At 53.7% G+C, this 11,847-nt stretch carries 14 protein-coding genes; 9 read left to right on the forward strand and 5 right to left on the reverse strand.

All coding sequences use genetic code 11. From position 1 onward, the window contains the following. The first annotated feature begins 4 nt into the window (after positions 1-4). Both groL and ACO6VX_RS15340 read left to right on the forward strand, forming a co-directional pair. Complete coding sequence (gene groL, locus ACO6VX_RS15335; RefSeq protein WP_010251987.1) at positions 5-1,654, forward strand: chaperonin GroEL; 1,650 nt, start codon at positions 5-7, stop codon at positions 1,652-1,654. Between the two features lie 312 nt (positions 1,655-1,966). Continuing rightward, positions 1,967-2,314 carry a DUF4156 domain-containing protein gene (locus ACO6VX_RS15340; protein ID WP_010251983.1) on the forward strand — a complete coding sequence of 116 codons (348 nt, stop codon included), beginning with the start codon at positions 1,967-1,969 and terminating at the stop codon, positions 2,312-2,314. Positions 2,315-2,367: 53 nt separating this feature from the next. Here the strand turns inward: ACO6VX_RS15340 and epmB are convergent, their stop codons facing one another. After that, on the reverse strand, positions 2,368-3,396 hold the full coding sequence (epmB, locus tag ACO6VX_RS15345; RefSeq protein WP_033770862.1) for an EF-P beta-lysylation protein EpmB: 1,029 nt from the start codon (positions 3,394-3,396) through the stop codon (positions 2,368-2,370). Between the two features lie 43 nt (positions 3,397-3,439). Here epmB and efp point away from each other — a divergent pair, with 43 nt between their 5' ends. From efp to ACO6VX_RS15360, 3 genes are all read left to right on the forward strand, one after another. Continuing rightward, positions 3,440-4,006, forward strand: a complete 567-nt coding sequence (efp, locus tag ACO6VX_RS15350) for an elongation factor P (protein WP_010251979.1) — start codon at positions 3,440-3,442, stop codon at positions 4,004-4,006. Positions 4,007-4,057: 51 nt separating this feature from the next. Continuing rightward, the gene (locus tag ACO6VX_RS15355; protein WP_003848306.1) at positions 4,058-4,189 is read left to right on the forward strand and encodes an entericidin A/B family lipoprotein; all 132 of its coding nucleotides are present in this window, start codon (positions 4,058-4,060) and stop codon (positions 4,187-4,189) included. Between the two features lie 102 nt (positions 4,190-4,291). Beyond that, on the forward strand, positions 4,292-4,426 hold the full coding sequence (locus tag ACO6VX_RS15360) for an entericidin A/B family lipoprotein (RefSeq protein WP_003848302.1): 135 nt from the start codon (positions 4,292-4,294) through the stop codon (positions 4,424-4,426). Between the two features lie 55 nt (positions 4,427-4,481). On the opposite strand, the gene ACO6VX_RS15365 is transcribed toward ACO6VX_RS15360, so the two are convergent. Then, the gene (locus ACO6VX_RS15365; protein ID WP_010672015.1) at positions 4,482-5,006 is read right to left on the reverse strand and encodes a lipocalin family protein; all 525 of its coding nucleotides are present in this window, start codon (positions 5,004-5,006) and stop codon (positions 4,482-4,484) included. 135 nt (positions 5,007-5,141) lie between these two features. On the opposite strand from ACO6VX_RS15365, the gene epmA reads away from it, so the two are divergent. Continuing rightward, entirely contained in the window at positions 5,142-6,119 is a 978-nt protein-coding gene (gene epmA, locus ACO6VX_RS15370; protein ID WP_003848297.1) for an elongation factor P--(R)-beta-lysine ligase, read from the forward strand. Positions 6,120-6,270: 151 nt separating this feature from the next. Here epmA and degS read toward each other — a convergent pair whose 3' ends face one another. The 3 genes from degS to zapG form a co-directional block, all read right to left on the reverse strand. Then, entirely contained in the window at positions 6,271-7,332 is a 1,062-nt protein-coding gene (degS, locus tag ACO6VX_RS15375) for an outer membrane-stress sensor serine endopeptidase DegS (protein ID WP_010251964.1), read from the reverse strand. 89 nt (positions 7,333-7,421) lie between these two features. Continuing rightward, positions 7,422-8,795 carry a serine endoprotease DegQ gene (degQ, locus tag ACO6VX_RS15380; RefSeq protein WP_010251960.1) on the reverse strand — a complete coding sequence of 458 codons (1,374 nt, stop codon included), beginning with the start codon at positions 8,793-8,795 and terminating at the stop codon, positions 7,422-7,424. A gap of 110 nt (positions 8,796-8,905) precedes the next feature. Next, positions 8,906-9,307 (reverse strand): Z-ring associated protein ZapG, encoded by a 402-nt coding sequence (gene zapG / locus ACO6VX_RS15385; RefSeq protein ID WP_003848291.1) that lies wholly within the window; start codon positions 9,305-9,307, stop codon positions 8,906-8,908. Between the two features lie 178 nt (positions 9,308-9,485). Between zapG and zapE the strand changes: the two genes are divergently transcribed. The 3 genes from zapE (at position 9,486) to rpsI (ending at position 11,677) form a co-directional block, all read left to right on the forward strand. Beyond that, positions 9,486-10,613, forward strand: coding sequence for a cell division protein ZapE (zapE, locus tag ACO6VX_RS15390; protein ID WP_022625259.1), 1,128 nt, complete (start codon positions 9,486-9,488; stop codon positions 10,611-10,613). 227 nt (positions 10,614-10,840) lie between these two features. Beyond that, entirely contained in the window at positions 10,841-11,269 is a 429-nt protein-coding gene (gene rplM, locus ACO6VX_RS15395) for a 50S ribosomal protein L13 (protein WP_008925400.1), read from the forward strand. A gap of 15 nt (positions 11,270-11,284) precedes the next feature. Continuing rightward, entirely contained in the window at positions 11,285-11,677 is a 393-nt protein-coding gene (rpsI, locus tag ACO6VX_RS15400) for a 30S ribosomal protein S9 (RefSeq protein WP_008925401.1), read from the forward strand. Positions 11,678-11,847: the final 170 nt, after the last annotated feature.

Below are 11,847 nucleotides of genomic sequence, written 5' to 3' on the forward strand. Positions count from 1 at the left end.
AAAGATGGCAGCTAAAGACGTAAAATTCGGTAATGACGCACGCGTAAAAATGCTGCGTGGCGTGAACGTACTGGCAGATGCAGTAAAAGTTACCCTGGGTCCTAAAGGCCGTAACGTAGTCCTGGATAAATCTTTTGGTGCACCGACCATCACTAAAGATGGTGTTTCTGTGGCACGTGAAATCGAGCTGGAAGACAAGTTCGAGAACATGGGCGCGCAGATGGTGAAAGAAGTTGCCTCTAAAGCGAACGACGCTGCGGGCGACGGTACCACCACTGCAACCGTACTGGCACAGTCTATCATCACCGAAGGCCTGAAAGCGGTCGCAGCGGGTATGAACCCGATGGACCTGAAGCGCGGTATTGACCAGGCTGTTATCGCTGCGGTTGAGAAACTGAAAGCGCTGTCTGTTCCTTGCTCTGACTCTAAAGCGATTGCGCAGGTAGGTACTATCTCTGCTAACTCCGATGAAACCGTGGGCCAGTTGATTGCTCAGGCGATGGAGAAAGTGGGTAAAGAAGGCGTGATCACCGTTGAAGAAGGCACCGGCCTGCAGGATGAGCTGGATGTGGTTGAAGGTATGCAGTTTGATCGCGGCTACCTGTCACCTTACTTCATCAACAAGCCAGAAACGGGTGCGATTGAACTGGAATCTCCGTTCATCCTGCTGGCTGACAAGAAAATCTCTAACATCCGTGAAATGCTGCCAGTGCTGGAAGCCGTTGCGAAAGCCGGCAAACCACTGCTGATCATCGCGGAAGATGTTGAAGGCGAAGCGCTGGCAACACTGGTGGTTAACACCATGCGCGGCATCGTGAAAGTGGCTGCGGTTAAAGCACCAGGCTTCGGCGACCGTCGTAAAGCTATGCTGCAGGATATCGCTATCCTGACCGGTGGTACCGTAATCTCTGAAGAGATCGGTATGGAACTGGAGAAAGCGGCTCTGGAAGATCTGGGCCAGGCAAAACGCGTTGTGATCAACAAAGACACCACCACCATCATCGACGGTGTGGGTGAAGAAGCGACAATTCAGGGCCGTGTAACCCAGATTCGTCAGCAGATCGAAGAAGCAACGTCTGACTACGACAAAGAAAAACTGCAGGAGCGCGTAGCGAAACTGGCAGGCGGCGTAGCCGTTCTGAAAGTAGGCGCAGCAACTGAAGTTGAAATGAAAGAGAAGAAAGCCCGCGTTGAAGATGCGCTGCACGCAACCCGTGCTGCCGTTGAAGAAGGTGTGGTTGCTGGTGGTGGTGTGGCGCTGGTTCGCGTGGCAGCACAGCTGGTTGATCTGCGCGGTCAGAACGAAGATCAGAACGTCGGTATCAAAGTTGCGCTGCGCGCGATGGAATCTCCACTGCGTCAGATCGTTTCTAACGCCGGTGAAGAGCCATCTGTTGTCGCTAACAACGTGAAAGCGGGCGACGGTAACTACGGTTACAACGCGCAGACTGAAGAGTACGGCAACATGATCGACTTCGGTATCCTGGATCCAACCAAAGTGACCCGTTCTGCTCTGCAGTACGCGGCCTCTGTTGCGGGTCTGATGATCACAACCGAATGTATGGTCACTGACCTGCCAAAAGGTGACGCACCTGATTTAGGCGGCGGCGCTGGCGGTATGGGTGGCATGGGCGGTATGGGCGGCATGATGTAATTGCCGTTGACTGCTTAAGTCATCAAAGAACCCCCGATCGGAAACGGTCGGGGGTTTTTCTTTTGGGTGGGAAAATAGTATAAGTAAGGCGCAATCGTTCGTCTTTCCTCTTGATATGTCACGCTGTCTGCGGCTGCGCCGACTGATCGACTGGCTTCATTTTATTCACCAGCATCGGCACGCTTGCCAGCCTGCAAGCGGCGTGAAATATTGAGACGATATAACGGGATAAGGGCAATGAATGTGCAGAAAGAAAAATCCTTTTTCTGCTACGCTGCCACCCGACTCTGATGATAATAAATGGGGATTACAATGCGGATTAACCTCTTGCTCGGACTGACGGCTGGCGCGTTATTGCTGGCGGGCTGCAGCAGCTCTACGCAACTCTCTTCAGCAGGACAGCGCGTGACGTTCACCGATCAGCAGCCTGGCAATACCTGTCAGCTTCTGGGCAATATTACCGGCTCTCAGAGCAACTGGCTGAGCGGTGCGGGCGGCGAAACCAGCGCACTGCGTGGCGCAGCAAACGACCTGCGCAATCGCGCAGCGGAGATGGGCGGTAACGTGATTTATGGGGCAACCAGTCCGACGCAGAACCTGTTATCCGCGTTTGCGCCACTCGACAGCAAAATGACCGGCCAGGTCTACAAGTGCCCATAATGTGAATCAGGCAGTCTGCCAAATTGAACCGGCCAGCCTTTTGCTGGCCGTTTTTATTCCTGACGTAACTGTAAATCTAACGGTGTTTTACTTGGCTCTCCGCCAATTTCACGCGCCAGCTTTGGCACCAGATAGCCGGAGACCTGTGACAGTAATGCACGCACCAGCTGGCGGGCCTCGTCATCTGACACAAAGAAATGCGCCGCACCCTGTACCTTATCCAGCACGTGCAGATAGTAGGGCAGAATGCCGGCATCAAATAGCGCATTGCTCAGGGTGGCCAGCGTCTGCGCATTATCGTTGATGCCACGCAACAGGACGCTCTGATTCAGCAGGGTCACTCCAGCACGCTTCAGGCTGCTCATCGCCTCACGCAGCTCATCATCAATCTCCTGGGCATGGTTGATGTGCGTCACCATCACCACCTGCAGATGCGTCTCGCTGAGCATCTGACAGAGCTGATCGGTAATGCGCGCCGGTATCACCACCGGTAAACGGCTGTGGATGCGCAGACGTTTCAGATGCGGGATCTGTTCCAGCGCGGCGATAAGCCAGGCGAGCTCATGATCTTTCGCCATCAGCGGATCGCCGCCGGAGAAAATGATCTCATCCAGCTCGGGATGATTGGCGATATAGTCCAGTGCAGCCTGCCAGCTACGCTTATTGCCGGGATTATCCTGATAGGGGAAATGACGACGGAAGCAGTAGCGACAGTTGACGGCGCAGCCGCCTTTTACCAACAATAAAGCCCGGTTTCGGTATTTATGCAGCAATCCAGGTACAACGTTGCTTTGTTCATCGAGCGGATCGGTGCTATAACCTGGCGCATCAGTGAATTCCTGGCGGCGGGTCAGTACCTGAAGCAGCAGCGGGTCGTGCGCATCGCCTTTTTTCATCCGGCGGATGAACGCATGCGGTACACGTAAGGCGAAAAGACGCCGCGCATCCGCACCTTCAGCCAGCTCAGTGTGCTGATCAAGGGCTAAAATCCGCAGTAATTCATCAGGTTCGGTGACAACATCCGCAAGTTGCTGCAACCAATCTTCTCTGGAAGGTGTTTTTAGGGTTACAATGTGTGCCATTTTTTTGGCTTAGTACCAGTGTCAATTTTCGTAGAGGGCCTTCATGGCGACTTATTCTAGCAACGATTTCCGTCCCGGTCTTAAAATCATGTTCGAAGGCGAGCCGTATGCCATCGAATCCAGTGAGTTCGTTAAACCGGGTAAAGGTCAGGCATTCGCGCGCGTTAAAATGCGTCGCCTGCTGACGGGTTCTCGCGTTGAGAAAACTTTTAAATCTACCGACTCCGCCGAAGGCGCTGACGTAGTAGATACCAACCTGAACTACCTGTACAACGACGGTGAGTTCTACCACTTCATGCATCCGGAAAGCTTTGAGCAGTTCCAGGTTGAAGAGAAGACGGTAAGCGATGCAGCGAAATGGCTGCAGGATAACGCTGAATGTATCGTTACGCTGTGGAACGGTCGTCCGATCGCCGTTCAGCCGCCGAACTTTATCGAAGCTGAAGTTATCGAAACCGATCCAGGCCTGAAAGGTGATACCGCAGGGACTGGCGGCAAGCCAGCTAAACTCTCTACCGGTGCCGTGGTGAAAGTGCCACTGTTCGTGCAAGAGGGCGAAGTGGTGAAAGTTGACACCCGCTCTGGCGAATACGTGTCACGCGTGAAATAAGATTCGCAGGCGCATCTTCTGGTGCGCCTTTTTCTTGTCTGAGAGAAAAAAATGATCAAGCTGGCAAAATTAATCGCGTTCGCGTTGCTGGTCTCCTCTGCGTTAAGCGCCTGCAACACATTCCACGGTTTTGGCGAAGATGTCTCTCACTTAGGTGGTGCCATTTCGCGGGCAGCAAAATGACCTTAACTGATTGTCCTTTTTAAAGTCTCGCCAGCAGCAACTGCCGGAAATCCGGCTATGCTTAAAGCGCTGTACTTTACATCCATCAAAAAGGACATTGTTATGTTAAAGAAAAGTATTGCTGCAATCTTCTCTGTACTGGTGCTCTCTTCCCTACTCACAGCTTGTAATACAACGCGTGGCGTAGGTGAAGATGTCGAAGCGGGCGGCCAGGCGATTCAGAACAGCACGAAGTAACCTGTTATTCCAACCGGTACGAAATGCTTTTCGTACCGGCTTGTCAGATTCTGCACTATTTCTGTTTTACCCAGATTAACTCTTCAACCGGGAAACCATCCCGACGCGCCTGATCAACCAGTTTCTCTTTTACGCCCGGCTCCAGTTGTGGTGTGCGTGACAGTATCCAGAGATAGTGGCGATTCGGTCCACATACCAGCGCATAGCGGTAGTCAGGATCGAGAGCAATCACGTTATAGCCGCCATAGAAGGGGCCGAAGAAAGAGACTTTCAGAGAAGCCCGCGTGGGTTCACCGGTGAAGTAGGCTTTGCCGACGCTCTCCTGCCAGCGCTGCTTTTTGACGTTATAGCCACGGTTGATTACCTTCAGGCCGCCATCTTCACGCGGGCTGTAGTTTGCCGTTACCTGTTCAAGGCCGCGCTCAAAAGGGTGGTTAAGGCGGGCAATCTCATACCACTGACCGAGATAGCGCTGGCTGTCAAAGTTATCTACGACCGTGACGTTCTTTGGCGGCGTAGTGCTGCAGGCGACAGAGAGAAAAGCACTCAGGCTGGCAACAACTGTTTTCCATGGAGACATAGTGGGATTCCTTTGTGATTTAACCGCTTAAGTATAGAAGCCGAAACGCTGTTTTTGGCAGTACGGGCACGAGATTGTTTGCCGCAGGCATTGCAGGTAGACTTCCCCCCCTAATTTGCATCAGGAGTCATCACCATGAGCGAAACGGCAAGCTGGCAACCAAGCGCATCCATCGCCAATTTGTTAAAACGCGCCGCTATTTTAGCAGAAGTGCGTCGTTTCTTTGCCGATCGCGGCGTGCTGGAAGTGGATACGCCGGCGATGAGCCAGGCCACCATTACCGATATCCATCTGGTGCCATTCCAGACGCGTTTTGTCGGGCCTGGCGCTGCGCAGGGGCGCGATCTCTGGCTGATGACCAGCCCGGAATATCATATGAAACGCCTGCTGGCGGCGGGCAGTGGCCCGATCTATCAGATGGCGCGCAGCTTCCGCAATGAAGAGGCAGGACGTCACCACAACCCGGAATTCACCATGCTGGAATGGTACCGGCCGCATTACGATATGTACCGTCTGATGAACGAAGTCGACGATCTGATGCAGCAGGTGCTGGAGTGTGACAGCGCTGAGTCGCTCTCCTATCAGCAGGCGTTTATCCGTCATCTTGAGCTGGATCCGCTGTCAGCGGATAAAGCGCAGTTGCGTGAAGCGGCAGAGAAGCTGGGTGAAGGCGAGCTGGCGCGTGCAGAAGAGGATCGCGATACCTTACTGATGCTGCTGTTTATGCTGGGTGTGGAACCGAAGATTGGTCAGGATAAACCCTGCTTCGTTTATCATTTCCCGGCCAGCCAGGCAGCCCTGGCGGAGATCAGCACCGAAGATCACCGCGTGGCCGAACGCTTTGAGGTCTATTACAAAGGCATTGAGCTGGCGAACGGTTTCCGTGAACTGACCGACAGCCGTGAGCAGCGTCAGCGTTTTGAGCAGGATAACCGTCGCCGTGCGGCGCGCGGCCTGCCTGTGCATCCTATTGATACGTATCTGCTGGATGCGCTGGCGCATGGCATGCCAGCCTGTTCCGGGGTCGCACTGGGTATCGATCGCCTGATCATGCTGGCGTTGAAAGCGGAGTCATTGAGCGATGTCATCGCGTTTCCGGTGGATCGCTGCTAATGGGTTAATCACAAACGATGGCGGATTAGAGGGGAAGGGTTGGCCCGGATGAAGAGCAAAGCGTCCGAGCCAGGATGGCGAGGCCGACCGCCATGGATGGCGGCCTTCTTTGCGATCAGCCGGGCCATCCCTGACCTGGCACAGGTTTCAGCTAACTGCTGCTGTCAGGAAACTCCTGAATGGTGACCGGCAGCGTCAGTTTCTGATCGTTTCGCAGTACCTGCACATCAATCACTGAACCCGGGCGAATTTCTGCCACCTGATCCATGGTTTCCTGCGCGGAGATGGCCGGCTTGCCGTTAACGCTGAGCAGCACATCGTTGGCCTGAATCCCGGCTTTATCCGCTGGCCCATCTGGCGTGACCACGCTGACAATAATGCCCTGAACCCGATCCAGATTGCTCCCCTGTCCATGCAGCGGCGGCAGCTCACGCCCGGTAATGCCGATATAGCCGCGGATCACCCGACCATCACGAATCAGCTTATCCATGATCTTCGAGGCTAAAACGGTTGGAATGGCGAAACCAATCCCTTCCGGGGTTTCACCATCACTACTTTTATCGAAGGTCAGGGTGTTAATGCCCATCAGCTCGCCTAGCGAGTTAATCAGCGCGCCGCCGGAGTTACCCTGATTGATTGACGCATCGGTCTGCAGGAAGTTCTGTCGGCCTGATGAGCTTAAGCCAACCCGGCCCGTGGCGCTGATAATGCCCTGCGTGACCGTCTGACCGAGGTTATAGGGGTTGCCGATAGCCATCACCACATCCCCGATATGCGCCTGGCGATTTGGATTGATGGGGATAACGGGCAGGCCGGAGGCCGTGATTTTCAGTACCGCCAGATCGGTCATGCCATCGGAACCCACCAGCGTCGCTTCAAAGAAGCGGCCATCCTGCAGCGCCACGATAATTTGATCGGCATTATTGATCACATGCTTATTGGTAAGGATGTAGCCTTTTGCATTCATGATCACCCCTGAACCCAGGGTCGTAATGCCACGGTTGTTGTTGCCGTGGGCGCTACGATTGTAAACGTTCACAACGGCAGGCACGGCGCGTCGCACCCCTTGATTGAAGCTAAAGGGCGTTTCGTCTGTAATATTTTCGTGGTTATAGAGGGCGTCGCTGCCCATACGCAGTGCAGGCAGTGCTGCGAGCAAAATACCCGCCACAATCAGGCCCAGCACCACGGCACGCAAAAGTTTAAGAAACATGGTGTTAAATTACGCCAGGGGAGATCGCAGGGGAGAATAGCATGAGAGCGGCGGACACACACGTGCTTGTGTCCGCCGTAATGCGAGGTTTATCTCAACAACAGATAGATACTTTCATCGCCGCGCACCACATTCAGTGCCAGTACCGGCGGTTTCCCTTCCAGTATTTTACGCATTTCTGCAATGGTCTGAACCCGGTTGCGGTTAACGCCGATAATCACATCATCTTTCTGCAGACCAACCTGTTCAGCCGGTGTGCCTTTTTCGATGGTATCGACCTTCACGCCTTTATCACCGGTTTTAGTCTGTCCATCACTCAGGGTTGCGCCCTGAAGCGCGGGTGACATCAGCTGTGCGCTGGCGGTGCTCTGTGCGCTCTGCTCCAGCGTAACGGTAACCGTTAATGGCTTACCTTCACGCAGCAGGCCAAGTTTAACCTGTTCACCTGGCGGCGTGGTTCCTACTTTCACGCGCAACTCAGCGAAGCTGGTAATCGGCTTGTCGTTGATCGACGTAATGATATCGCCTGACTTCACGCCCGCTTTCTGCGCGGCAGATTGCGGTAAGACTTCAGAGACAAAGGCGCCGCGCTGCGCATCGACATTGAATGCTTTAGCCATATCGGCTGTCATTTCAGTGCCTTTGATGCCGAGCTGACCGCGCTTCACTTCACCAAATTTAATCAGCTGCTGCGCGAGGTTCATCGCCATATCACTCGGGATAGCAAAGCCGATACCGATGTTACCGCCGCTGGAGGCGAGAATCGCAGTGTTGATACCGATCAGTTCACCATTAAGGTTGACCAGCGCACCGCCTGAGTTGCCACGGTTGATCGCGGCATCGGTCTGAATAAAGTTTTCCAGCCCTTCCAGGTTCAGGCCGCTACGGCCCAGTGCGGAGATAATACCGGAGGTGGCCGTCTGTCCCAGCCCGAACGGGTTACCGATCGCCACCGCGAAATCACCCACTTTCAGCTGGTCAGAGTCCGCGACTTTCACCTGCGTGAGGTTTTTTGCGCCCTGAATCTGAATCAGCGCGATATCGGTCTGCTCATCATGGCCAATCAGTTTGGCTTCATATTCACTGCCGTCGCCAAGCTGTACGTTGATTTTATCCGCACCGTTGACTACGTGATTGTTGGTGAGCACGTAGCCTTTCGCGGCATCGATGATCACGCCAGAACCTAAACCTTCAAACGGCTGTGGCTGACTATTTCCGCCAGGCATCTGACCAAAAAAACGCTTCAGCGGTTCAGGAATATCCTGAGCCTGTGCACCCGAATCAGTGCCTTCCACATGCACACTGACCACGGCAGGTAGCACTTTCTCCAGCATCGGTGCCAGACTCGGCAGCGGCTGGCCCGCAATTTGTGCTGGCAGCGTTGCCATCGCGTCTGGCGCGGCGGCAAGGCTCATCCCAATACTCAGGGCTAATGCGCTAAACAGGCGTGCTTGTTTTTTCATTGCTACAACGCTCTCGCTGCAAAAGGTGGGAGGAATTAATAAGTGTGACAGTCGTTTGCGGTCAGGGTTCGCAAAAACAGCGGGCGCAGACAGGCTGCGCCCCAAAAAGATTAGTCGCGGGCAGGGCGCTCGCCACGCAGTAAACCGGATGCGCCTTCAGAATAGTCGCGCGGCATCTGCACCGGCACCTGATCGTTGTCCGCTTCGGCTTCAGTCAGCTGATAGGCAAACGGATTTTTCTGGCCAGGCAGATTCGGCAGCAGGTCATTTGAGCCTTTTGCCATGTGCTGATAGAGCTGACGATAATCACGCGCCATGTTGTCCAGCAGCTCCGCGCTCTGCGCGAAGTGATTGGTCAGCTCTTCGCGATAATCCGCCAGCTCCGCTTTCGATTTTTCCAGCTCGTACTGCATGCTGCGCTGCTCACGCAGCTTTTTGTTGCCAAAACGCATGGCGACTGCGCCGACAATAATACCAACCACTAAACCAATTAGCCCGTATTCCCAGGTCATAATGACTCCCGTGTTATTTCCATTGTTCCGTAGGGCATTGCACCATTTCAATAATAGTCACTATACCCGTTAATCTTATGGATGTGGAACTCTGGAGCAGCATGGCTTAGTGTAGAACGGCCTTTTTTTCAGCAACCGTGGTATGAATCAGACACCATTCAGGGACTTTGAAACAACAATGCAAACCTCAACTCCGCTTGCACGCTATGAACAGGCGCTGTCGCAGGGCGAATTCAGGCCCGATGACGTACAACGTGAAGCGATTACCCGTTTAGACGCGCTGCAGCAGGCGCTGGTTGCCCGGCAACAATCCGCCGCGCCTGCCACATCCGGCCTGCTGGGTCGCCTGTCAAAATTGATCGGTAAAGAGAAAAACGAGACGCCACAACCGGTACGTGGACTCTATATGTGGGGCGGTGTCGGTCGCGGTAAGACCTGGGTCATGGATCTCTTTTTTCAGTCTATTCCTGGCGATCGCAAACTGCGTCTGCACTTCCACCGCTTTATGCTGCGGGTGCATGAAGAGCTGACGCAGCTTCAGGGGCAGAGCGATCCGTTACTGATTATTGCGGACAGATTCAAAGCAGAAACGGACATCCTCTGTTTTGATGAATTTTTTGTCTCCGATATCACCGATGCGATGCTGCTGGGCACGCTGATGGAAGCGCTGTTTGAACGCGGCATTGCGCTGGTGGCCACCTCGAACATTCCGCCTGATGATCTCTATCGTAATGGTCTGCAGCGCGCGCGCTTCCTGCCTGCCATCGAGCAGATCAAACGTCATTGTGATGTGATGAATGTGGATGCCGGTATCGACTACCGGTTACGCACGCTGACCTCCGCGCACCTGTGGAACTCTCCGCTGAACAAAGAGACGCACGCTGAAATGGCGCGGATGTTTAAAGCGCTGTCGGGCAGCCAGCCTGAAGATGCGCCGGTTCTGGAAATTAATCACCGCCAGATGCCGACGCTGGGCGTCAGCGAGGGCGTACTGGCGATTAATTTCACCACCCTGTGTGGCGAAGGGCGCAGCCAGCATGACTATATTGCGCTGTCGCGCCGTTTTCACAGCGTGCTGCTGTATGACGTGCCGGTGATGATCTACAAAACCGAAGATCAGGCACGGCGTTTCCTGGCACTGGTCGATGAGTTCTATGAACGGCATGTGAAGCTGGTGGTCGCGGCAGAAACGTCACTGACCGAGATTTATCAGGGCACGCGGCTGAAGTTTGAATACCAGCGCTGTTTATCCCGACTTCAGGAGATGCAGAGCGAAGAGTATCTGCGTTTACCGCACCTGCCGTGAGAATAATCGGGATAAATACCGAAATAGGGTTCGATTTTTGTAACCGACTTCTCTATAATCTTGCGACCCCACGTTACAGCAAAGGATTTTTTTCCCAAATCCTCTGTGTTCCAGTAACTCTATCCGAAGGGGTGGCTTGCTGGTCAAAATGGTCGTGTGAGCCTCATTCGTTTACTTAAGCGTTTGGGATTTCACCAACGTGTAACTTAATTTGGGTAAGCTTTTCGATGAAAACTTTTACAGCTAAACCAGAAACCGTCCAACGTGACTGGTTTGTAGTTGACGCAACGGGCAAAACTTTGGGTCGCCTGGCGACTGAACTGGCGCGCCGTCTGCGTGGTAAGCATAAAGCGGAATACACTCCGCACGTTGATACGGGTGATTACATCATCGTTCTGAACGCAGAAAAAGTTGCTGTAACCGGCAACAAGCGTACTGACAAGATCTACTATCACCACACTGGCCACATCGGTGGTATCAAACAGGCGACCTTTGAAGAGATGATTGCTCGCCGTCCTGAGCGTGTGATTGAGATCGCGGTTAAAGGCATGCTGCCGAAGGGCCCGCTGGGTCGTGCTATGTACCGTAAACTGAAAGTTTACGCAGGCAACGAGCACACCCATGCGGCACAGCAACCGCAAGTTCTTGACATTTAATCGGGATTAAAGGCAATGGCTGAAACTCAAAACTACGGCACTGGTCGCCGCAAAAGCTCTACCGCTCGCGTATTCATTAAGCCGGGTAGCGGTAACATCGTAATTAACCAACGTTCTCTGGAACAGTACTTCGGTCGCGAAACTGCCCGCATGGTAGTTCGTCAGCCGCTTGAGCTGCTGGACCTGGTTGGTAAATTCGATCTCTATGTCACTGTTAAAGGTGGCGGTATTTCTGGTCAGGCTGGTGCGATCCGTCACGGTATCACCCGCGCTCTGATGGAATACGACGAATCACTGCGTGGCGAGCTGCGTAAAGCTGGCTTCGTAACGCGTGATGCGCGTCAGGTTGAACGTAAGAAAGTCGGCCTGCGTAAAGCACGTCGTCGTCCTCAGTTCTCCAAGCGTTAATTGTTTGCAGCTCCGGCTGCGGCAATTGGCTCAAAAAACCCGCTTCGGCGGGTTTTTTATTTTCTGCCTTCCCATAAACTGTCCGCGAAAACCGTAACGCCGCGCTCAATTTACCTGCAAAGATTCATTCCACGCCCACAAGCAGCCTAAAATCTGGTAAACTCTGTGTC

The sequence above is a fragment of the Pantoea sp. BJFS-204 genome, from assembly GCF_049310725.1.
Taxonomy (GTDB): domain Bacteria; phylum Pseudomonadota; class Gammaproteobacteria; order Enterobacterales; family Enterobacteriaceae; genus Pantoea; species Pantoea agglomerans.